Raw genomic sequence first — 22,800 nt, 5'->3', positions numbered from 1 at the left:
CTTAGTGGACGAACCGTGCAACCACGTCGCGATAGCTGCGGCTGACCTTCACCTGCGCGCCCGACCCCAGGATGAGGAAGCATTCGCCATTGGTGTGCGGCTTGACCTGCTTGACCTGGCTCAGATTGACGATCGTCGAGCGGTGAACGCGCTGGAAGTTACGCGGGTCGAGCCTCTTTTCGAGATCCTTCATCGTCTCGCGAAGGATGAGGCTGTTGTCCGCGGTATAGATGCACATATAGTCGCCGGCAGCGTCGATCCGTTCGATGCTGTCGACATCGACGCGAAAAATCTGCCCGCGATCCTTGATGTTGATCATCTTCTCATAGCGGTCGGCGGCGTGCGCATCGGGTGCTGCTTCGCCTTCGAATTCTTCCGCTGCCTCGGGTGCAACCTCGGCGAGAACGCTCTTCAGCCGCTCGACTTCGGCCACGCCGCGCTTTTCGGCAAGCCGCTGGCGCACGCGGTCGAGGGCATCGGCAAGCCGTTCGGGCTCGACGGGCTTCACCAGATAATCGACCGCCTGCGCCTCGAAGGCACGGATCGCATGGTCCGAATAGGCGGTCACGAACACAACGAGCGGAGGCTCGACCTCCATCAGGCCCTGGATCACGGAAAAACCGTCAAACCCCGGCATCTGAATGTCGAGGAATACGAGGTCGGGTTTATGTGTCTTGATCTTGCGGATGGCCTCGCGGCCATTCTGGGCGGTGTCGACCACCTCGACATCCGGATGCGCTTCGAGCCGCAGCTGCAGGCCCTGGGTCGCCAATTTTTCATCATCCACGAGGATGGTTCTAATCGTCATGTCTGTCCGGTTCCAATCGTCGCTTGTCCATCGGGCTGAAACGGAAACTCGATACGGACGGTGAAGCCGCCATCGGCGCCGGATTGCGCCTCGAACCGCTGCTGGTCACCAAAAGCCTGCGCGAGTCGGTCCCTGATATTGGCTAAACCCACACCCGTCGATTCCGTTGCATAGCCTGTGGTGGGGTCCCCACCCCCCGCTGACAATCCCGCGCCCGTGTCGGACACGGTAATCCGGACGTTTTCACCGGCAAGCTGCGCCGAAATGGTGATATCGGCGCCTTCTTCCTGCGGCGTTACGGCATATTTGATCGCATTTTCGATGAGCGGCTGGAGCAAAAGCGAGGGCAATCGCGCGCGCGCGACCGCGGGATCGATCTCAAAATGCGGGCGCAGCCGGTCCTCGAAACGCATCTTCTCGATGTCGAGATAAAGCTTCAGCGTCTCGATCTCCTGCGCCAGCGTCACCTGCGCGGTCGGCTCGTTGGCGAGCGTATAGCGCAAGAAGGCGGAAAGGCGCGAGAGCATCGCGTTCGCAGGCTCCGCCTGTTTCAGGAGCACGAGCGTCGAGATGCTGTTGAGCGTGTTGAACAGGAAATGCGGGTTGAGCTGATAGCGCAGCATCGCAAGCTGGGCTGAAGCCGCCTGCGTCTCGAGACGGAGCACGCGGTCATTCTGTTCCTCGAGCTGGAGGAAATAGTTGATCGCAAAATAGAGCGCCGACCAGGCAGCAAGCGATGTCGCATCGACATAGACGAGGGCGAGCAAGAGCCCCGTCAGGCCCGACTCGCTCTTGGGATTGACGACCTGCAGCACCCAGGCATCGATAAAGGCCCAGAGCGCCGCTGCGACCGCCATCAATCCGAAGCTTGCGCTCCACATCAAAATCGGCGGGCGGTTGAACAGGGCGCGATAACAGACCGACAGGAGCAGCGTCAGCGAAAAGCCCGTGATCGCGGACACAATCACGGGGACGAGGAAGGAGAGGGACTGACCCCCGGTGAGCCCCGAGACGCCGCGCAGGCAGAGCCAGGCGATCCAGCCCAGAATCTGCAGGTTCCAGAAGGCGCGGACCTTGTTGCCGAAAAAAGGGCCCGGCGAGGTCAATCCGAAGAATGGCATGGAGACGGCTCGCGTTACCCTGCTTCAGCGGCCCGGCGCGGACCGCCGGACGATGGCCGCGATCATTCCGCCGCGACCGGCGTCATGCGGTCGGTGCGCACCCGCGCCTGACCGAGGGGCTGCAGTTCCGAGCGGTGCTTCCAGACAAGTTCCTTGTAGCCAAGCGGGCGCCCGTCGTGCGCGGTGATCGTGACGGGGCCGATCGGCTGCTCGTCGCGTACGTCGACAAGAACCGGTGTGGACGGCACGCCCGCGCCCCATTTTTCGCCCCACTGGCGCAGCGCGATCATCGCCGGCAGCAGCTCGATGCCCTTTTCGGTAAGCTGATAGTGCACCTTGCGCCGATCCTCGGCCATTACCTCGCGCGCCATGATGCCATGGTCGACCAGCCGCGACAGCCGATTCGAGAGGATGTTGCGCGCAATGCCGAGTTCCTGCTGGAACTCCTCGAAATGATGGACGCCATTGAAGGCGGCGCGAAGGATCATGAATGACCAACGCTCGCCCATCGCCTCGAGCGCGAGCGGCAGTGCACATTTGCCGCCATCGAGATCATTCAACGGTTCGCGTAATTTTGCCATGGGCCAAGCCCTAACCCATTATCGGCGTCAACGCCAAAAATTTTGTCATCGGCCGCTACGGCGCGCGGGCGTCCTCCTCGGCCTGCGACCTTCGCCCGGAATAGCGGCCCATCGGGGTGGACGATCCTCATAAGTTTCGCATTGCATTTGGAGCGCGAGCGACGACATTGGAGACGATGCTCAGGCAGTATGAACTTGTCGAGCGCGTTCGCGCTTATGATCCCGACGTCGACGAGGCGTTGCTCAACCGTGCCTATGTCTTCACCGTCCAGAAGCACGGCAGCCAGAAGCGTGCCTCGGGTGACCCCTATTTCAGCCATCCTGTCGAAGTTGCGGGAATTTTGACCGACCTTCACCTCGACAGCGAAACGATCGTGACAGCGCTGCTTCACGATACGCTCGAGGATACGCTGACAACGCCCGAGGAGATCGAGCGGCTCTTCGGCGGCGACGTCGGGCGCCTTGTCGACGGGGTGACCAAGCTCAGCAAGATCGAGGCGCAGACCGAGAATGAGCGGGCGGCGGAAAATCTGCGCAAATTCCTGCTCGCCATGTCGGACGACATTCGCGTGTTGCTGGTCAAGCTCGCCGACCGGCTGCACAATATGCGCACGCTGCATTTCATCAAGAATCCGGAAAAGCGCCGCCGCATCGCCAAGGAAACGATGGATATCTATGCCCCGCTCGCCGAGCGGATCGGCATGTACGAATATATGCGCGAGATGCAGCTTCTCGCCTTTCGCGAGCTCGAGCCCGAAGCCTATGCGACGATCACCGGCCGCCTTGCCAAGCTGACCGCGGGCGGCAAGGACAAGGTCGCGGCGATCAGCCGCGAATTCAAGGAGCTGCTCGCGAAGAACGGCATCGACGCCGACGTTTCGGGGCGCGAGAAGCACCCCTATTCGATCTGGCGCAAGATGCAGGAGCGCCACGTCAGCTTCGAGCAGGTCACCGACATTATCGCCTTTCGCATCGTGACCCCAACCGATGCCGATTGCTATGCGGCGCTCGGCCTCATTCATCGCAAGTGGAAGATGGTCCCCGGGCGCTTCAAGGATTATATCTCGACGCCGAAGCGCAACGGCTACAAGTCGCTCCACACGACGATCATGCATCAGCAGAATATGCGGATCGAGATCCAGATCCGCAGCGTCGACATGCACCAGCAGTCCGAGTTCGGGCTGGCGGCGCATTGGGCGTACAAGCAGGGGGGCGCGGCGCCCGATGGACAGGCGGGGTGGATACGCGACCTGCTCGAAATTCTCGAACAGACGCACGATCCCGACGAGGTTTTGGAAAACACGCGCATCGCGATGTACCAGGACCGGATCTTCGCCTTCACCCCGAAGGGCGTGCTGCACCAGCTTCCCAAGGGCGCAACGCCCGTCGACTTTGCCTATGCCGTGCACACCGGCCTTGGCGATCGCACCGTCGGCGCCAAGGTCAACGGAAGGCTCGTGCCGCTCCGCACGCAGCTCGCCAACGGCGACACGGTCGAGATCCTCTCGTCGGACAAGCAGGTGCCCCAGCCCGCCTGGCTCGGCTTTGCGGTCACCGGCAAGGCGCGCGCCGCGATCCGGCGCCATGTGCGCTCAAAGGAAAAGGTCGAGCTCGCCGCCCTCGGGCGCAAGATGTACGACGAGATCGCCCGCCGCCTTCCCGGCAAGATCGGCGACAAGGCGCGCGCGGCCGCGATCGAACGGCTGAAGCTTGAGGACGACACCGCGCTCTATGTCGCCATCGGCAAGCGGCAGCTCAGCGACAATGCGGTGCTCGAGGCGCTGATGCCCGGCATTACCGCCGAGATGAAGTCCAAGCCCGGCAAGCTCAAGCAGGGGGCGGCGGTGTCGATCGAGGGTCTGACCCCCGGCGTCGCCTACAAGCTCGCCGATTGCTGCCACCCGGTGCCCGGCGACCGCATCGTCGGTCTCGCGCGTCCGGACGAGGGGATCGAGGTGCATGTCATCGACTGCCCGAGCCTTGCCGACGGGATCGACGCCGACTGGATCGACCTGCGCTGGCAGGAAGACAGCGAGGGCGGCAATGCGCGGCTGTGCGTCGTCATCCTCAACGAGCCGGGAACGCTCGCGGAAATGTCGGGCATTCTTGCCGCCAACTCGGCGAATATCACCAATTTGCGCCTCTCGAATCGCGAAGGCGATTTTCATACCTATGACATTGTCGTCGAGGTCCGCGACGTTCACCATGTCATGCGCATCCTCTCGGCGCTGCGCGCCTCGGATCAGGTCGTGCAGGCGGAACGGCTCTGACCCTTCCGCTGCCTTCATCGATCATCACGTCTGCGAGCCCGGGGCGCGGCCGCGCTCGGCGAGCGCGGTGCGGCGCTTCGCCGATGAGGACAAGGGTCAATCGGGATATTTGAGCGGGGGTCGCCAGCCGCCTTGATCGACCGCATCGCTGACCTTGTAGACCAGGCCCTTGCTGTTGAGGAACAGCTTCTCCATCTCGGGCCGGGTGAAGGGCCGCGAGCCGATGCGGCCGAAGATCGCGAGCTGCCCGCCTGTCTCGTCGACCGCGCGGTCGCGGTCGAGCCCCTTCGAGAGCGACAGCGCCGGCGCGGGCGTTTTCGCCCAGGCGATCAGCTCTGGCGCGGGCTTGGGCGAGAAACCGTAGAGACCCGGATTGTCGGGGCTGGTGAGCTGGAGCACCTTGATGCCGTTCCGCCCGTCGGCGACATAGGCGAAGAGCGAGGCATTGGTGGTCGCGACGATCACATCCTCGGCATCGGTCATCGTGCCGCCGAAGGTCAGCGGGGGCCCCGCGATGGGCGCGGCGGGGCGCGTGACGTCGACGATGACCAGCCCGTCGGCTTTCGCCGCAACATACAGGAAGGTGCGCGCAAGATAGAGTTTGCGTGCATCCGCGAGCCGCACCGTCCCCGAGGGCACCGGCACCGGCTGGTCCATATGGGTGATGTCGAACAGCTTCACGCCCTCGGCATCGGTGACCCAGAGATAGCGGAACTGCACCGCGCTCGCCCGCGCGTCGGTGAGCGGCAGCCGCGCGGTGATCTTCGGTTCAAGCGGGACCGAGAGATCGACCACGACGAGCCCGGTCTCGGCGGTGATATAGGCATAGTTGCCCGCGAGCGTGATGTGCCGCGCGCCGGCGAGCATATTGTCGGGGTTCCAGGTCAGCGCGCGGGTGAGGCGGTTGTTGCGGAATTCGCCGTCAGCGAGCGTGTCGACATCGACGAGGATCAGCCCTTCGACGCTGTCGGTGATCACCGCATAGCGATAGATGGGATGCAGCGCCTGCTCCTCATTTTCCGGGAAATTCTTCCGGATGAACTCGTTGCGCGCCATGCTGATCGGCTGATTTGTGCCGATCGCCATGCAGGTTGCATTCTTCGTCCTGACATGCGTGTCGTGCCCCAGCGGCGAGAATGGGGCGCGAACGATGCGTTCGGAGAAGCCCTTGTTGCCGATCGAGGCGACGTCGTAGACGCGAAAGCCGCCCTTGCCCTCGGCGACGAACATATATTCCCCGCGCTGCTGGAGGCAGTTCACCCGCCCGCTCGTCCCCTGGACGAAATTGTGAAACTCCTCGAGCGACCGGCTTTCGCCCGACCCCTTCTTGTCGAAGGTCTTGCCGCGCACCCAGTTCTTGAGCTCACGGCCATTCTGCTCGACATGCAATTTCCAGTAATCGGGATAGGCATAGCGCTGGAGATAGCTGCCGATAACGGCCTGCGGCTCGTCCCATTCGGTGACGCGCGTCGCCTGGAAGCCATCCTCGAGCCCCGACCAGACGTTGAGGCCGACGAAGTTGACGAAATTGGTGCCCAGAAGGAGGAGCTGGGACATGATCGCATTATTGTCGTCGGCCGCCGACAGGTGGCAGTCGGTACATTGCTTGGTTTCGCTCCGCCGCACCGTGTGCGGGAAGTGCGGCGCGAAAGCCTGGCTTGAAAAGCCCGCAGCGGAAATGGGCGCCTGCTGCACATAGATGCGCTCGCGGTTGATGTTCGTCGACGACAGGACAAGCGCCGAAGACGAGCGGATCGGCGCGATGATGCCGCGCGGATTGCCATCGGCGTCGGGCTCGCCGGGCTTGGTGAGCATGTGCCGGCCGAGCTGGAACATTTCGTCGCGCGCCACCTGCGGGTTGTAGGTTGCGAAATTGCGCGTCTCCTCCCCCTCGAAATGGTGCATCTTGGTCTTCCAGTTCGCCTCGATGGGCAAATGGCAGCCGCCGCAGCTCGTGGTCCATGACAGGTGGCAGGTGAAGCAGGCCATGCGCTCGTCGCCGTGGGCGCGGTCCTCGCGCGCGATGCCCGGTCCCCAGGCAAAACTGCCGTCCTCGGCGCCCGAGCGCGACATCAGCTTTGCGCGCGCCGCCTTGGCATTGAAATGCGGCCCCGGCGTCACCGCCTGCTTGACGAGGCTGACCTGCCATTCGAGCTTGGGGTCGACGATCGAACGTTGAATGAGCCCGGTAACCTCGCCGTCATCGCCATATTGGAACTCGAAGCGCCGCCGCCCGTCGGGGTTGCGCAGCAAGGCAAGGTTGGTTCCCTGCGGGCGCGCCGCGACGTTCGAGGTCAAGAGGTTGGGCAGCGCATCCGCGGTGCCGTGGCAGTCCTTGCAGCCGATCTCGATCGCGTTTGCGACCTCGCCCTGAATATAGCCATTGCCGTGGCTGTCCTGCGCGAAGTGGCAGTCGGCGCACTGCATCCCTTTTTCGGCGTGGATGTCCATCATATGGACGGCCTTGCCGGGATTGAGACCCGGCGGAACGAACTTGCCCTCGATGCCCGGCCTTTCCGGATCGGCGCTCGCAAGGCAGAGATCGCGCTGCTTCGCGTCCCCGTAATGCGCGCAGCTCTTGCGCCATTTCTCGGGGTCCCTGGGGTCGATGATATGCGCGCTGTCGGTGCCGTAGGTCGCCATATTCCCCTCGGCATCGAGCAGGTTGCCGCTGCGGTCGCGCTTGAAGACGCCGCGGAAGTTCCAGCCGTGGCCGTGATAGTCCGCGAACTGCGTGTCCTTGTTGCTCGCGTTGACGTCATAGACGTCGCGAAGGAACTCGACGTCGGACCACAGGCCGCGCGGGCTTGCGCCTTCGGGATTGCGCTCCAGCGTCCGGTGCACTTCGGCCGCGGACGGATAGCGCTGCTGCTTGTAGGTCTTGCGATACTCCGCCTCGCTCATCCCAGCCGGGCGCGGCGCGCTGTTCTCGGGTCCCGGCCAGAGCTGCGGCGCGTCCGATTCATAATCCCACATCGTGTATCCGAGGTAGGAGTTTAAGAAGATGTTCGGCTGGTGCATGTGGCAGTTCATGCACTGGGCGGTCGGAATCGCGCGGGTGAAGGCGTGGGTGATCGGATGCCCCGATTCGCCGCGCGGCTTCACCGGCGCCCCGGCCGCGGCATCCGCAGGATCAATGAGGGCGCCGTGCCCTTCTGCGCCGGGCGCATGCGCGGCCGCTTTAGCGTGGCCGCCGCCGTGGCCGCCGTCGTCCGGCTTCCATGTCTTGCCTGCGATGGTCGGATCGACCGTTGCGGTCTCGCCGTCGCGGCCAAAGGCGGCATAGGTCAGGCTGTGCCGCGGCTCGCGGTCGTTGGCGTAGATGACATGGCAGCCCGCGCAGCCCGACTGGCGATAGTCGCCGGGCTGGTCGTTGGTCCCCATGAACCACATATAGGGGTCGTTGAGGCGCGTCTTGTGGATGTTGAGCACCGCGATCGCGATGCGCAGCCCGGTGCCCGGACCGCGGTTCGACTGCTTGAGGTCGGGGCGTCCGGGCTCCTCGAGCCGCTGGATGCTTCCGGTCGGATTGGGCAGGCCAATCTCGGGGAACTGCGTGTTGATGTTGCGTCCGCCGCGTTCGAAGACGCGAAACACGTCGCTCGGCGGCATCACGCTCCAGCGCGGCAGCGGATAGAGCCGCGCGAGCGCGCCGCGCTTCGTCTCGCTGTCGGAGAGGATCTTTTCTGACGCAAAACTCGGCTTGCACGCCTCTTTATACTCTTCTGCGCTCAGCAAGGACGAGGGGGAGAGGACGCACGCCGGCTCGCCGGTCCGCGTATAGGCTTCGCCGAAGATCGACTTCTTGAAGGGAACGATGCCATTATTATAGGCGCCGCCCGCCCAGAACATCGCCGCGGTCGACATCAAGGAGCGCTCGGCGGCCTCGATGATCTCGAGGTGACACGCGCCGCAGGCCTCGCGCGCGACCCGGTAGTCGCTCGGATTGACGAAGCGGATATATTCGGGCGCTTCCTTGTTGAGCAGCGTATAGCTCCGCTTCGGGTTCGCCGACGTCTCCCCCCACGCGCCGGGGAGCGTTGGCTGCGGATGCGCGCGCTTCATCACCGCCTTGTTCGAGGGATCCTCATAACCGAGCTTCGGGTCGCCAAATTCGCGCGCATCCCCGCCATGGCAGTCGGTGCAGCCGAGCCGGACCGCGGGGGTCGCGTGCATCGTGGGCCGATCGGTCCGGACATGACAGCTGTAACAGCCTTCCGACTTCGCCATCATCTCGGCCTCGCTCTGCTCGCGCGGTGCAGGCGGCGTAAAGCGATACTCGACCTTGACCGGCTTTTCCTCTTCGGATGCGCTGACCATCTGCGCGGCAAAGGCCAGCGACATCAGCAGGAAGGCGGCAATGGCGAAGAGCTTGCGGTGCATGGCCTAGAAACTCAAAATCATGTTGGCGAGGATCGACACGTAAATGTCGTCCCGCTGCTTGTTATCGAACAGATCCTTGAACCCCGCGCCGGGGACGAGGACGGCCGCGCTCAGCCGCCCGACGATGTTCTGCGTGGCCTTGGGCCGCCAGATGCCGGCGAGCGACAGGTCCCAGCCGATATCCCTGGGGATCGAGCCCTCGCTGCGCAGCACCTGGAGGCTCGATGTATTTTCGAACCAGAGATGATTGAGGTTGGCGCTGACACGCACTTGCGGCGACAGGTCGAAATCGCCGCCGGCGCCGACGAGGATCGTGCCCGGATTGTTGAAGTTCGACTGGCCTTCTTCCTTCGAGGAGCGCAGCGAGTTCAATATGCCGTTGCGGCCGTTGATCGAAATCACGCGCCCGCCGCCTGCAAAGGGGATGGTCTGGCGGATCCAGTAGCTGGTGTCGGCGCCTGCGAAGATCGGATTTTCGAAGATCGCGTCGAACCCGCCCTCGGTACGATTGTAGGGATCGCCGTCGCCGGTTGCGTAAAGTCCCGACAGGCGAAAGCGCATCCAGTCCCGGTCGTAGCTGAGCTCGGCTGCCCCGAACCCGGCGCGGATCTTCGCCGGCTCGCTCGTGAAGAAGCTGTTCCGGTCCTTTCCGAGTGCAGCATAGAGGCTGGTGGTCAAATTGAGCCGGCCGATCCGGCCGTCGGCGCTGTAGCCAAGATAGACGACATCATAATTGCGCCCACGCAAATCGCCGAGGAGCGCCGGGCGCACGGGAAAACCATTATGGTCGATCTGGACGTCGTTCTTTTCGCGGTTGATGTTCCACGTGGCGCTGAGCTGGCTGGTCAAGCCGACGAAAGGAAAGTCCTGCCGATAGACATTGGCGGTCAGGATGAAATCGTCACGCGGCGTCTGGGCGATATCGTTGAGGCCGCTGTTGGTATCCTTTTCGAGCCGCCAGAAGGCCGCCAGATTATACTGGAAGCGATTGTTGTCGCGATTGCCGAAATAGCGGATCCCGAGCTGACTGTCGTTGAACAGGAACCCGCGAAAATCGCTCTGAAAGGGCTGGATGCCGACGCGGATCGAGTGGAAGTCGTAGCGGTCGCTGTCGTTGCCCAGATGCTTGTCGATAAAGGCTTCCTGCACCCCGACGAAATGGTCGAAGCGGTGGCTCTTCTTCGATGGACGCACGTCGAGCACGCGCCGTTCGGGCACGTCGACATAGTTGATATTATAGGCCAGCGTCAGGCGATATTCGACGTCGGGGGGCTTGAAGGCGGTCGAGCCCTTGATCAGCGCGAAGCCGCCGATGAAGGTCTGCGCCGCGACGAAGCTGCGGTTCTTTCCGAACACGTCGAGGCTGCCGGGGCGCGCCGTCGTCTGGACACCGTTGGGGATCGGAAAGGTCCGTGGTTCGAACACGCTGTCCGATATGAGATTGGCGACGAAGAACCAGTCGTCGCCCTTGATCGGCAGCCACTTCACCTTGCTGCGGTCGATGGGCCGATCGCCCTTCAATGTGTTCTGGTGATAAGGGTCGAACCAGCGTTCCTTGACCACGCCCAGCGTCTCGATCAGCCGCCAGCGGTCAGGGATGGGGAGCTGGTCCTCGATTCCGGGAAAGGCTTCGGGCGGGGGCGGGCGAAGCGCCCCTTCATTGTCCTGTGTCAGCCGGTCGGGAAGAATGGGGTTATAGCCCGGCCGGCGGCGGCCATCGAGGATCTGGGTGGCGAGGTCATCGCCGATCGCCTCCTGCCAGTCGGCCGGCGGAGGCGGGGGAGCAAGCTCGTCGAGCGAAGGTTCGCCAGCGGCCGGCTGCTCGGCAGCGGGAAGCGGCGCAGGCGCGGGTGCCTCGCCCGGAGCGCCCTGTGCCGCAAGGCTCGCGATTAGTGGCCAAAGGCTGCTCCCCCCCATCATCGCCTAGAGCCCATCGCAGACATTTTGCTGGCCCGTGTCGAGGAAGGGCGCGAAGGGACAGCTGATGTAACGCAGCCGAACCGTCGCCCCATCCTGGAGCCTGACGACGATGCGGTCCGCGCGCAGATCCACCGGCGCGTTGCCGATGCCGCCCGTCCTTCCCCCGCCGTTATGAGCGCCAAGGAAGCTGATCATGTCGTCCTGGTCGATGCCGTCGCCCGAGACGCCGATGCCCCCGACGAGGCGGTTGCCGCGGTAGATGGGGACCGACCCGGGGAAGATCTGGATGCCGTTCTGCAACCGGTTGTGTCCCGGCGCGACGTCGGGAAGCGTCGTGCAGCGCTGCGGCGTGTCCGTCGCGCTGGCGCCCGACACATAGGCGAGATGCTGGCCGAGATTGCCGATGATCAGCGCCGACTGCAGCCCAGTCGAGAAGGGGTTGAACTGCGCAATCGGGCGCGACAGCGGGCCGTGCGGGCGCCCGACTTCGCCATCGGGAAAATAGGGGCGCGACAAATTGCCGCCCGAGCGGTCGGCGAAAGCAACCTTGCCCGTCAGCGCCGATGGATCGCTGAGGAAGCTGCGCAGCGCGGGGACGAACTGGCGCACATCGGCGCTGGCGTTCGCCGAAAGCTCGGCGCCCGCCTGCGCCGCCGAGAAGAAGGTCGCGGTTCGCGCCTTTTGCAGGCTGACGTCGGCGCCGAATATCGGCGCATCGGGCGACCTGACGATGCCGAGAATCTCGCCGTGGGTGTCGACGATGCTGATCGTGACCTGCGCGCGGCTGTCGAGCGGGCGGCGGATCTGCGCGCGGGCGCGGCTCATCACCGCAAAGGCTTCCTCGAGCAGCGCGCGCACCTCGGCAGCGGTCAGCGGCGCGCTGTTCGACGCGCCGTCGGTGCCGCTGCGGATCGGGAAGCGGTTGGCGCCGCTGCCATTGGTCAGGACGAACGCGTCGCGGTTCGAAAATTCGCCTGGCATCGAGGGGCGCACGCCCGACGCCTCGCTACCATAGGCGGTCCCCGCGATCACCGCGGCGTTGGCATAGCCGGTAACCGCGATCAGGCTTCCCGCGCTCCCGTTGAGGCTCGCAAAGCTCGCGCCGCCGCCCGTCATCAGCCCCGCATAGGTCGCATCCGAAAAGCGCAGGCTCGTCCCGTCGACAGTGATCTTGTCGGCCGTAATGCTCGCCGGCGCCTCGAAGCCGCGCGTGCCGGCGAGCGCGATAAACTCCTCGGCATCATTGTCGATGTCGAGGATATTGGGATCGCTCCCGTAATCGCCGTCGCCCATCACGCCGATGCCGCCGACAAGCACGCCGTTCTTGTAGAGCGGCAGCCCCCCGGGGTCCGCGGCGAGACCGAGCGGCGAGCGCTTCGGGCCGATCAGCGCGGCAGCGCCCGCGGCGCCGAAACGCGACGAGAAATCACTGCACGGAAGCTGGCTGAACTGCACCCCGAACAGCGGCCCGCTTTCAAGGCCGACCGTCGTGGGCGCAGGCGGAAAATGCTCCTGAACGATCTGGCTCGCGGTCCGCGTCGAAAAGGCGTTGCCGCCGCTCGACAGATAGGCGCCCGTTATCGCCTTTGCGATCGCACCCGCCTCGGCAGGGAAAGTCACGTTCTGCGCGTCGATATTCGCGCCATTAGGGGCCGCCGAGGTGGTTGCGGTCGCGCGCGCACCATTCATGCGGAAAACGGCAAGGACATTCCCTACGCGGTCGGTGACCGCGATCATCGAGGGGAGGCTTCGCGCCTGGGCCTCGGCGATGGCATTTGCGAGGATCTGTTGCACCTCGGCGACGCTCAGCGCTGCGGCAGCAGGCGGCGTATAGAGCCCGCCGGAGGGCGCCGGGGTGGGCGTCGGCGCGGGACTCGGCGTCGGGGTACTGCCGCCGCCGCCCCCGCCTCCGCACGAGGCGAGGAGAAGCGCGCCAAGCGCGGCAAAAGCGGTCGAGCGAAAGAGGGAAGAGCGCGTGGGCATGAGCGTCACCGCAGGGCCTGGATCGCGCGCACCGCGCGGCCGAGTGCGGCCTGGAAATCATTGGGCTTGTAGGCGTTAGGGTCCTTGACCGCCGCATAGGCGCGGTCGAGATCGGCCCGGATTCCCGCCGCAGCGCCCACCGTCACCCGTCCCGACGACACCATCGACCCAAGCAGGGTGTCGACCCCCATCACCGCTTGCGATGAACCTGCATAGTCGGTGAAGCGGTCGTTTATCGTCTTTGCCGCGATGGCATCGACGAGCGCGAAGGCGTCGGTGCCCGAAAAGCTGCGCGACGCAAAGGCTGCCTTGAGCGCTGCGACCGTCTGCGCAAGGGCACCGGCCGCGGCGACAGCGCTCGGCCGGTCGGTGGCAAGCGCGCGGTGGAAGGCGGCGCTGCGCGCGCCGAGCTGCTCGGCAAGTCCGGGCGCCGCGAGGCGCGCTGCCGCCGACAGCATGATCAGATTCTCGTCATTATAGGGCGGCATGCCCTCGGGAAGGCCGGGGCGCCCCGGGTTGGCGAGGCTCGTCTTCACGGGCTTTGCCTGGTCGTAGATGCGGCGGTGACAGCTATGGCAGTCGAGAAAGTAGAATTCGGGGAAGACACCCTCGGTTCCGCGCTTCGACTGGAAGAGGGTGAGGCTGCGTTCAAGCGCGGTCGCCTGTCCCACCGCCCACATCTGGACATGGTCCGTGTGCCCGCCTTGCGCCCCGAATTTGCGCCAGCCATAGTCGCTGTCCTCATCATGGTGCGCCTGGAGCGCCGAGAAGAGATCGAGCTCGAACGAAATGCGCGGATGCCCCGCCGCCATGATACGGTGGGTGACAAACTGTCCCTCGCCCGCCGATCCGAAATGGCAGTCGACGCAGACGCCCGCGCGCACCACGGGGTCCTCGAGCTTGCGAAGGCCTGCACGAAGGTTCGCAAGATGCTTCTCGCGCATTTCCGCACCGGGATCGGGGTTGGGTCCCACCCCGGCATAGTGGGTGGCGATCCAGCTGCCCGCGGGGCCATGGCACGTCTCGCAGCTCACCCCATCGGCAAGCGGCGCAGTGCCGCGGCTTGCCGCGGCATCGCTGTGGCAGCCCAGGCACATCGCAGCGCGGCTCGGGTCGCCGATGCCGAGATTGCGCGCGATGAACTGGCTGCGGCTGTTCGAGAGCACAGCCCAGGCGCGGCTGTGTGCGCCCCCCGGGGTCGAGGGCTCCTGCCATTTCATCAACTCGTCCTGGCGCACGACGGTACCGTCGCCCTCCATCCGGCCGTGACAGGTCGAGCCCGCGCACGAGGCAACGCCAAGGAAACGCCCGCCGCCATCTCCCTGCGAGCGCGCCGGCGGCGCCGCGATGAGAGCCGCGAGCGCCAGGGCCGCGAGCATCAGCGCAAAGCCCGCCAATGCCGCCCAAGGCCGATCGCCGCGCCCCTGTCCAGCGTGCGTCGTCATCCGCAACCGTCCCCTTTTTTCTCGCCCGGCGCTTTTGCCCTCGAGCGGCCTCTTACACCACCCCGAACGCCAGCATCGCGTCGGCCACCTTCTTGAAGCCTGCGATATTGGCGCCCTTTACATAATCGACATAGCCATTGCCCTGGTCGCCATAGGTCAGACAGCGCGAATGAATGCCGGCCATGATGTCTTTCAGCATCTGTTGCAGCTCGTCTTCGCTCCAGCTGCGCCGCGCGCTGTTCTGGCTCATTTCAAGACCCGACACCGCAACGCCCCCCGCATTCGCCGCCTTGCCCGGCGCGTACATGAGCTTCGCATCGCGGAAAATGTGAACGCCTGCAAGGTCGGTTGGCATGTTCGCGCCCTCGCTGACGGCGATGCAGCCGTTCTGGACGAGCGTTTTGGCGTCCTCGCCATTGAGCTCGTTCTGCGTCGCGCAGGGCAGGGCAACGTCGCAAGGCACGCCCCACGGCGTCTTTCCGGGCACGAATGTCGCCGATCTGAACTCGCTGACATATTCCTCGATCCGGCCGCGACGGTGGGTCTTGTGCGCCTTCACCCAGTCGATCTTCTCCTGCGTGATACCGTCAGGATCATGGATGAAGCCGCCCGAATCGGAGAGGGTGAGCACCTTGCCGCCCAATTGGACGACCTTCTCGGCCGCGTGCGTCGCGACATTGCCCGAACCTGAAATGACGGCACTCTTGCCAACGAGGTCCTGGTCCTTGGCCGCCAGCATGTTGGCGAGGAAATAAACCGCGCCATAGCCCGTCGCCTCGGTCCGGATCAGCGAACCGCCCCATTCGAGCCCCTTGCCGGTGAGTACCCCGGTAAATTCGTTGGTGATCCGCTTATACTGGCCGAACATGAAGCCGATCTCGCGTCCGCCGACCCCGATATCCCCCGCGGGCACGTCGATGTCGGCGCCGATGTGGCGATAAAGCTCGGTCATGAAGCTCTGGCAGAAGCGCATGATCTCGCGAACGCTCTTGCCCTTGGGGTTGAAGTTCGACCCGCCCTTGCCGCCCCCCATGGGCAGTCCGGTCAGCGCATTCTTGAAGGTTTGCTCGAACGCGAGGAACTTGAGCACGCTTTCGGTGACGCTCGGGTGGAAGCGGATACCCCCCTTATAGGGGCCGATCGCATTGTTGTTCTGGACACGCCAGCCACGCTGGACACGGATATTGCCATTGTCGTCTTCCCAGCAGACGCGAAACGACACGACCCGGTCGGGTTCGGCGATGCGGCGCAATATCTGCTGCGAATGATATTCTTCCTTGTCGGCGATGAAGTCGAAAATATCCTCGGCGACTTCCTGCACCGCCTGGACGAACTCGCTCTGCCCCGGATTGCGCTTCTTCACGCCCTCCATGAACGTCGGAAAATCGACGTGATCCGAAACTGCCATGCACCCCTCCCCCTTCTTGCTCAAACCGGGAAAATTGGTGCGACCCCATTGTTTTACGAAATTGTCGTTGACCGACCTTGCCCGATAAAGGCTACACCATCACCGCGCAATGGCAAGATGGCAGCAGCGCTGCCGGCAGCTTTTTCATGCGCGATGCGGAAGGGGCAAAAATGAGTGAGACCAAGGGCCTGTCGGGTGCCAACCGCGCGATATTGATCGCTGCCTTCGTGCTGCTCGCGGCGGCCGTCGGCTATGCGATGTGGCGCGATGCAGGCGCGCCGCCGCCCCGTGCCGAGGCTGGCGGCGCAGCGCCCGCCGATGCAATCGGCGCGCTGGAGGACCGCACCCGGCGCGAGCCCCGGAGCATCGAGGCGTGGACGATGCTGGGCGCGGCGCGCTTCGATATGGGCGATTTTAAAGGGGCGGTCGCGGCCTATGAAAAGGCGGTGGCGCTCGCCCCGGAAAGCGCGCCCATCTGGTCGGCGCTCGGCGAGGCGCGGGTGATGGCGAGCGAGCGGGACCCCTTGCCGGCCGCGGCGCGCGAGGCCTTCGACAAGGCCATCGCGCTCGATGCGAAGGATCCGCGCGCGCGCTATTTCATGGCGGTGAAAAAGGATATTGCGGGCGATCACAAGGGCGCAATCGACGACTGGTTCGCGCTGCTTGCCGACACGCCGCAGGGCGCGCCGTGGGAGGCGGATCTTCGCCGCACGATCGAGCAGGTCGGAGCAATCCACAAGATCGAGGTCGCAGACCGGCTCGCACGGACGCAGGCGCGGCCCTTGACGCCTGACGAGCTTCCCGTCGCTGCGCGCGCGATCCCCGGCCCGAGCCGCGCCGAAATGGAGGCCGCCGCGCAGCTTCCCAAGGGCCAGCAGGATGCGATGATCGCGGGCATGGTCGACGGGCTCGAGGCGAAGCTGAAGGCGAACCCTGGCGATGTCGACCGCTGGATCATGCTGATGCGCAGCCGCATGACGCTGGGCGAGACCGCCAAGGCTGCGCAGGCGCTCAAGGACGCGGTCGCCGCCAATCCGGACGCGGCTGCGCGGCTCAAGGCGCAGGCCGGTTTGCTCGGGGTGCCGGGGGCGTAGGCGCGCTGCGCCCCCGCACCCCCGCGCCCCTTCTAGAACTTGACGCTCACCCCTGCCGTGATGCGGCGGTCGGTGAGGCCCTGGAAGCAGAGCAGCGCCTTGTTGTTGACGCAATATTGGTTCTGGTCGCCGCGCAGGAGGTTGATCCCCTCGACCCCGACATTGATGTGGTCGTTGATGTCGTAATTGATGCTGGCGTTGAGCTGGCCGCGGGCGCCATTGATCAGCGGCAGGCCGAAGAAGAAGGGGTCGGTCGAGACATAGCTCGATCGCCACGTATAGCGCAGCCGGGCGTTGAGGCCGTATTTGTCGTAGAAGAGCGTCGCGTTATACGCATATTTCGACAGGTTCGCGAGGCTGATCAGGTCCTGCGCGCCGGGGTGCCCGAGCTGGGTGAAGACGGTGCGCGGGCCGTCCGCCTCGCGATACTCGCGCGCCGAGCCGCCGGTCTTCTGATAGGTGAAGTTGCCGATGAAGCCGAAGCCCGAGGCGAAGCCCAGCACATCCTCCCACGCCGACAGGTCATGCTGAAGGGCGATTTCGATGCCGGTCTGCGTCGTGGTGCCGGGAACATTGAAGGTCGAGCTGCGCGGGACGCAGATGCCGACACCCTGAATGGGATTGTTGATGTTGCGGTTGGCAATCGGGTTGTAGATGCCGCCGCCGGGGCAGGAGGGATCGATCGAGATGTTGAGATTGCCATCGGCGTCGAGATTGGGAGCCGGGTCCTCGTGCCGCTGCGCGAACAGATTGGTGCGGCTCTTGTGAAAGAGGCCGACGCTGATCAGGCTTGAGGGGGCGAAATAATATTCGCCCGACAAGTCAAACGACCAAACCGCTTCGGGAACGAGGTCCGGATTGCCGACCGCAACCGGCGTGTTGGGGCCGGTGCCGAACGAATAGGAGGTCGACAGCGTGTCGAAGTTCGGGCGCCGGATGTCGCGCGAGATGCCGGCGCGCACGAGGAACTTGTCAGCGGGCTCAAGGACGAGGCTGAGCCGCGGGAGCAGGAAAGTGTAGTGGCTCTTCGCGACGATTTGCCCGGTGACCTCGCCGTTTGCGATATTGTTGCCGATCGAGGCGAGGCTGGTGCGCAGCCACCGGACGCCGACATTGCCGCGCAGCGGCATGCCCGCGATGTCGCCTTCCATATTGGCCTGGAAATAGGCTGCGCTCGTTGTTTCCTTGATCTTGAAGAAGCCGGAAAAGGATTCGGTCGGCGTTTCGAGCGTCGCGACCGGCGGGCCCTGGGTGGCCGCTGCATTGCTCGCCGCGATCGCTTCGTTGAGTGCGTCGAGCACCCGCCCCGGGTCGCGGAATGCGAGCCCGCCATCGATGAGGAGAAAGTCGCCGAAATAAAGATCGCGCCCGTCGGCCGCGTTGAAATTGCTGGGCCCGGGAATGAGGATGTCCGAGAACAGATCGCCCGATGGCCGGTTCCACGCATTGGTGGTGTGCGTGAGACTGACGTTGCGGGAGAATTCAACATTCTCGGCCGAGGTGCGGTTCCATCGATAGCCGATGTCGATCGAGGTCACGAAGGGGTTGAGGTCGCTCGTGTCATAATGGACGTCGAGCCGGCCGGCGCGCTCCTGATTGTCGGTGGTATTTGCCCCCTGCGCCACCTGCTGCAACCGGTAATTGGCGGGGTCGAGCAACTGCGCGGTCGTCGGCGCGAAGGGGCTCGACTGATCGATGCCGAATTGCAGCGTGCCGCCCCGCAGGTCGAATGCCAGCGGTACGCCGTTGTCGAGGCTTTGCCCGATGACGGGCTGGGGGCCGTTCGGGTTGATGAAATCGAGCGTGGTCGAGAAGTTCGGGAATCGCGACTTCGAGGTCGACAGCGAGACCTCGGCGCGCACGCTGAGCTTGTCGGTCGCGTCCCACTGGGTGCCCAGATCGAAAACGCGGCTCTTGGTCACGCGCGCCCCTGTGTCGCTCGACATGCGCATGTTGGGATCGATCAAGGTGCCCGTCGAGCCCCCGATGCCGATCGTGCCCGCGACCGCGGCCTCGACCGTGCCGAGATTGACCGGGCCGTCGGGGCCGTTGAGGCTGCCGAAGTCGACCGTCTCGAAGGCGGTGTTGTTCATCGCATCGACGACCGAGGGGGTCGCGGTGCCCGAAATCTGGACCCGGTGGCTTTCCTGCGCGCGCCTCTGGTTGTTGAGCGTTGCGTCGAAATAAAGCTTCAGATTGTCGTCCGGCTTCCACTCGAGCGCAGCGGTGCCGTTGTAGGTTTCATATTCGTAATTCTCGAGCCCCTGCTGAAGGAACTGGATACGCAGGAAAGGAAAGGCCTCCGCGCTCGGCCCCGATCCCGGGAGAACGACTGCGTCGCGGTCGACGCGCGGCTTGAACGCGGCGACGTCCTGGCGCGCGTAGCTGCCGCTCAAGACGATGCCGATCTCGCCTATTCCGGTCTCCCAATTGTTGCCGACGGTCGCGGAGAGCCGCGGCAGGGTGGATTTTGCAAGGTCGCTGTTCTCCATTTGCGCGCGCGCCGCGATCAGCGGTCCCTGCAAGTCGAGCGGGCGGATCGTGCGAAGGTTGATCGTGCCGCCCACCGATCCTTCGATCGTCTGCGCGGTCGGCACCTTGACCACCTCGACCGAAGCGATCAGCGATGCAGGCAGATCCTCGAAGCTGATCCCCGACCGCCCCGCGCCCGACCCGACGGTCGACACGCCGTTGATCTCGACGCGGTTGGCGTCGGTGCCGCGGATCTGCACCGCATTGCCGACGCCCGCCTGGCGGGTGATCTGAACCCCGGTGACGTTTTCGAGCACTTCGGCGAGATTCTGGTCGGGCAGCTTGCCGATATCCTCAGCCTGGATCACCTCGACCAGATTGTTTGCGTCGCGCTTTTCGACGAGGGCGTTCTGAAGCGAGCTGCGGATCCCGGTGACGATGATCGCGTCGCCTTCGCTCTCGTCGGCCGCTGCCTCCTGCGCCTTGAGCGGCGCTGCCGTCATGACCAGTGCCGTGCTCGCGAGCAGCGTTCCAAGCACGTGCGAACGCCTTGCGGCTACCCCTGTCCCCACCCGTTTCATCGACTCTCTCCCTCACCACTTCTGGTTATGGCAGAGACGCTGGATTGGTCTGCATTAAATGTCAACCAATGATGCATACCAAGAAATATTATAGCAGGCGATAAGTGGTAGGACATTGTGTCATACCAATTCGAGCGCGAGCAGCCCGGGGGTTTGAACATTTAGCGGTACGGGCTTGAAATCGAGGGCGGCGCCGGGGGAGGCCGGCCCGGGGAGCTGTCAGAAATCGGGCAGCTTCTGCTGGGCAAAGCCCCAGCCCTTGAGCTCGGCGCTCGCGGCGCGGGTCAGAAGCTCCTCGGCGTCGCCGATGGTCCAGCGGGCCGGGCTTTCGATGCCCGCAAGCGCGTCCCACCCGATCGGGGCGGCGACGGGCGCGCCTTCGCGCGCGCGCGCCGAGTAGGGCATGATCGCAGTGCTGCCGCGCTGGTTGCGCAGATAATCGATGAAGATCTTTCCCTTGCGCTTTGCCTTGCTCATCGTGGCGACATAGCGATCGGGCTCGGCGAGGCTCAGCGCTTCGGCGAAACGCTTCGAGAAATCCTTGTGCTTCTCCCAGCTATGCCCAGGCTCGAGCGGCACCACGACGTGGATGCCCTTTCCGCCCGAGAGCATGGCGAAGCTGACAAGGCCGATGTCGGCGAGCTGGCGGCGAAGGTCGACCGCCGCCTTCTTGACCTCGGCAAAGCCGAGCCCCTCATCGGGATCGAGGTCAAAGACCATGCGATCGGGTGTCTCGAGCGCGTCGACGTGGCTGTCCCAGCCGTGAAACTCGATCGTTCCCATCTGGACGCAGGCGAGGATGCCTTCCGCATCCTCGACGTAAAGATAATCCTCGTGTCCTCCGTCCTTCTCGCGGATCGGGACATGATGGACATGGCCGCCGAAGCTTCCCGCGTCATGCTTTTGGAAGAAGCATTTTTTCGCCCGCCCCTGCGGACAGCGTACGAGGCTGACGGGACGCCGAGCCATGTGCGGGAGCATGACGGGCGCGACGGCTGCATAATAGTCGGCGAGATCTCCCTTGGTCGCCTTGGCCTCGGGAAAGATCACCCGCTCGCGGTTGGTGATCACGATGTCGCTGTCGGGCGCGGGAGCGGGCTGCGGCGTTTCGGGGGTCACGTCCTTTGCCTCCTTGTCGTGGCGCAAGCCCAGAAAACTTGCATGGCGCACCGATCCGCTTGCGGTGAATTCAGCAAAGGCGATTTCGGCGACGAGGTCGGGCCTCAGCCATCGGACATGGCGCGCCGCAGCCTTGTCAACCTCGAGCGGCGCGCTCTTGCGCTCGCGCCGCGCAAACTGCTTCGCAAGCTCGGCCATGACCTTCGTGTCGAAGCCCGTTCCGACATTGCCCTTGTAGACAAGTTCGTCGCCCTCGCACTGCGCGAGCAGCAGCGAGGAGAAGGGGCGCTGCTTCGTCGACGAGGGCTTCCAGCCGACGATGATGAATTCCTGCCGCCGGGTGCATTTCACCTTGACCCAGTTTTTCGTGCGGCGGCCGGAATAGGCCGCGTCGGCGCGCTTTGAAATAATGCCTTCCTGTCCTGCCTTGCACATTGCGCCGTAAAGGGTTTCGCCCGCGCCGATCACATGGTCCGCGACCGCGATTGGGGGGCTCGCATCGCGCAGCAGCGCTTCCAGCCGTTCCTTGCGTTCCAGATTGCCAAGGTTCGCGAGCGACTTTCCGCCTTCTTCGAGCAGATCGAACGCGAAGAATCGCAGCTCGGTCTGCTCGTCCTGCGCCCCGTGACCGCGCTTCAGCACGGCCTGCAGCGATGAGAAGTCGGGGTTGCCATCCTTGCCATAGGCAACGATCTCGCCGTCGATCAGGCACGGCGGCAGGTCGAGCGCGGCAATGTGACGCACGAGCGGCGCGAATTTTTCGGTCCAGTCGAGCCCGCTTCGCGTGTAGACGTGCACGTCGCGGCCGGCCGCTGCGATCTCGGCTCTATAGCCATCGAATTTGATCTCGTGCATCCAGCCGTTTCCCGCCGGCACTGCATCGACCAGCGTTGCAAGCTGCAGCGGACGAAATCCGGGGGGCCTCGCGCGCCTGGCGTTCGCCCTTGGCCTGGCGACCTTCCTGTTATGCGCCGCGGCCGCCTTCATCTTCTTCGTGAAGGCCGCGCCCTTTGCGCCTTCGAGCGATTGCTCGCCGCCCTCGTCGCCCGCGATCTCGGCCATCGTGCGTCCCGTGAGCACGCTGGTGAGGTGGCGGCCGGTCAGATCGTCGCTCCCGCCGGCCTCGGCATCCTTTACCTTGCGAAGGAGCCAATTCTCACGCTTCTCGCCCGGACGCGGTTTCATGCGGACGAGCAGCCACTCGCCCTTCATCCGCTGCCCGTCGAGGATGAAGTGGAGGTGGCCCTTTTCGATGTCCTTCGCGCTTTTTCCCTCGACCGGCGCCCAGCTGCCACTGTCCCACAGCATCACCGTGCCGCCGCCATATTCGCCCTTCGGAATCACGCCCTCGAATTCGGCATAGGCCATCGGATGATCCTCGGTACGCACGGCAAGGCGCTTGTCGTCGGGGTTGGCGCTCGGCCCCTTGGTCACCGCCCAGCTCTTGAGCACGCCGTCGGCTTCGAGGCGAAAGTCATAATGGAGGCGCGTCGCATCATGCTTCTGGACGATGAAGCGGTGACCTGCACCTTTTTCGATCTTCCCCGCAGGTTCGGGGGTCAGCGCGAAGTCGCGCTTGGCGTTGTAAGGGGCGAGGGGGTCTGCGCGTGCCATC

The 22,800-nt window shown here is 64.5% G+C and carries 12 protein-coding genes; 2 read left to right on the top strand and 10 right to left on the bottom strand.

Annotation, left to right across the window (positions count from 1 at the left end):
• Position 1: 1 nt before the first annotated feature.
• From LH20_RS16740 to LH20_RS16730, 3 genes are all read right to left on the bottom strand, one after another.
• On the bottom strand, positions 2-808 hold the full coding sequence (locus tag LH20_RS16740) for a LytR/AlgR family response regulator transcription factor (RefSeq protein WP_053555216.1): 807 nt from the start codon (positions 806-808) through the stop codon (positions 2-4).
• Entirely contained in the window at positions 805-1,929 is a 1,125-nt protein-coding gene (locus LH20_RS16735) for a sensor histidine kinase (RefSeq protein ID WP_053555215.1), read from the bottom strand. Before LH20_RS16735 ends, LH20_RS16740 begins: the two co-directional genes overlap by 4 nt.
• A 62-nt stretch (positions 1,930-1,991) precedes the next feature.
• Entirely contained in the window at positions 1,992-2,510 is a 519-nt protein-coding gene (locus tag LH20_RS16730) for a winged helix-turn-helix transcriptional regulator (protein WP_053555214.1), read from the bottom strand.
• Positions 2,511-2,686: 176 nt separating this feature from the next.
• Here LH20_RS16730 and LH20_RS16725 point away from each other — a divergent pair, with 176 nt between their 5' ends.
• Positions 2,687-4,780, top strand: coding sequence for a RelA/SpoT family protein (locus tag LH20_RS16725; protein WP_053555213.1), 2,094 nt, complete (start codon positions 2,687-2,689; stop codon positions 4,778-4,780).
• Positions 4,781-4,876: 96 nt separating this feature from the next.
• On the opposite strand, the gene LH20_RS16720 is transcribed toward LH20_RS16725, so the two are convergent.
• From LH20_RS16720 to gdhA, 5 genes are read right to left on the bottom strand one after another with little or no spacing between them, the layout of a single operon-like run.
• Positions 4,877-9,163, bottom strand: a complete 4,287-nt coding sequence (locus LH20_RS16720) for a hypothetical protein (protein ID WP_053555212.1) — start codon at positions 9,161-9,163, stop codon at positions 4,877-4,879.
• A 3-nt stretch (positions 9,164-9,166) separates the two neighbouring features.
• Positions 9,167-11,083 carry a hypothetical protein gene (locus LH20_RS16715; RefSeq protein ID WP_144423599.1) on the bottom strand — a complete coding sequence of 639 codons (1,917 nt, stop codon included), beginning with the start codon at positions 11,081-11,083 and terminating at the stop codon, positions 9,167-9,169.
• 3 nt (positions 11,084-11,086) lie between these two features.
• Positions 11,087-13,066, bottom strand: coding sequence for a heme-binding protein (locus LH20_RS16710; RefSeq protein WP_053556343.1), 1,980 nt, complete (start codon positions 13,064-13,066; stop codon positions 11,087-11,089).
• A gap of 5 nt (positions 13,067-13,071) precedes the next feature.
• On the bottom strand, positions 13,072-14,511 hold the full coding sequence (locus LH20_RS16705; protein ID WP_053555211.1) for a multiheme c-type cytochrome: 1,440 nt from the start codon (positions 14,509-14,511) through the stop codon (positions 13,072-13,074).
• 52 nt (positions 14,512-14,563) lie between these two features.
• Entirely contained in the window at positions 14,564-15,919 is a 1,356-nt protein-coding gene (gene gdhA, locus LH20_RS16700; RefSeq protein WP_053555210.1) for an NADP-specific glutamate dehydrogenase, read from the bottom strand.
• A gap of 170 nt (positions 15,920-16,089) precedes the next feature.
• Here gdhA and LH20_RS16695 point away from each other — a divergent pair, with 170 nt between their 5' ends.
• Entirely contained in the window at positions 16,090-17,013 is a 924-nt protein-coding gene (locus LH20_RS16695) for a tetratricopeptide repeat protein (protein WP_053556342.1), read from the top strand.
• Positions 17,014-17,045: 32 nt separating this feature from the next.
• Here the strand turns inward: LH20_RS16695 and LH20_RS16690 are convergent, their stop codons facing one another.
• Together LH20_RS16690 and ligD are read right to left on the bottom strand one after the other, a co-directional pair.
• Positions 17,046-20,066: a TonB-dependent receptor gene (locus LH20_RS16690; RefSeq protein WP_053555209.1), complete on the bottom strand. Its 3,021-nt coding sequence runs from the start codon at positions 20,064-20,066 to the stop codon at positions 17,046-17,048.
• Positions 20,067-20,285: 219 nt separating this feature from the next.
• Positions 20,286-22,799, bottom strand: coding sequence for a DNA ligase D (gene ligD / locus LH20_RS16685; RefSeq protein WP_053555208.1), 2,514 nt, complete (start codon positions 22,797-22,799; stop codon positions 20,286-20,288).
• Position 22,800 lies beyond the last annotated feature (1 nt).

Source organism: Sphingopyxis sp. 113P3, from assembly GCF_001278035.1.
GTDB lineage: Bacteria > Pseudomonadota > Alphaproteobacteria > Sphingomonadales > Sphingomonadaceae > Sphingopyxis.
The sequence above is the reverse complement of the archived record's forward strand: the minus strand, read 5'-3'. Positions and strand labels throughout refer to the sequence as shown.

Excerpts from the sequence above, each read along its gene's own strand:
- LH20_RS16735 (WP_053555215.1), bottom strand. The coding sequence starts at position 1,929 with ATGCCATTCTTCGGATTGACCTCGCCGGGCCCTTTTTTCGGCAACAAG.
- LH20_RS16695 (WP_053556342.1), top strand. The coding sequence starts at position 16,090 with ATGAGTGAGACCAAGGGCCTGTCGGGTGCCAACCGCGCGATATTGATC.
- LH20_RS16705 (WP_053555211.1), bottom strand. The coding sequence starts at position 14,511 with ATGACGACGCACGCTGGACAGGGGCGCGGCGATCGGCCTTGGGCGGCA.
- LH20_RS16720 (WP_053555212.1), bottom strand. The coding sequence starts at position 9,163 with ATGCACCGCAAGCTCTTCGCCATTGCCGCCTTCCTGCTGATGTCGCTG.
- ligD (WP_053555208.1), bottom strand. The coding sequence starts at position 22,799 with ATGGCACGCGCAGACCCCCTCGCCCCTTACAACGCCAAGCGCGACTTC.
- LH20_RS16730 (WP_053555214.1), bottom strand. The coding sequence starts at position 2,510 with ATGGCAAAATTACGCGAACCGTTGAATGATCTCGATGGCGGCAAATGT.
- LH20_RS16725 (WP_053555213.1), top strand. The coding sequence starts at position 2,687 with ATGCTCAGGCAGTATGAACTTGTCGAGCGCGTTCGCGCTTATGATCCC.
- LH20_RS16740 (WP_053555216.1), bottom strand. The coding sequence starts at position 808 with ATGACGATTAGAACCATCCTCGTGGATGATGAAAAATTGGCGACCCAG.
- LH20_RS16715 (WP_144423599.1), bottom strand. The coding sequence starts at position 11,083 with ATGATGGGGGGGAGCAGCCTTTGGCCACTAATCGCGAGCCTTGCGGCA.
- gdhA (WP_053555210.1), bottom strand. The coding sequence starts at position 15,919 with ATGGCAGTTTCGGATCACGTCGATTTTCCGACGTTCATGGAGGGCGTG.
- LH20_RS16690 (WP_053555209.1), bottom strand. The coding sequence starts at position 20,066 with ATGAAACGGGTGGGGACAGGGGTAGCCGCAAGGCGTTCGCACGTGCTT.
- LH20_RS16710 (WP_053556343.1), bottom strand. The coding sequence starts at position 13,066 with ATGCCCACGCGCTCTTCCCTCTTTCGCTCGACCGCTTTTGCCGCGCTT.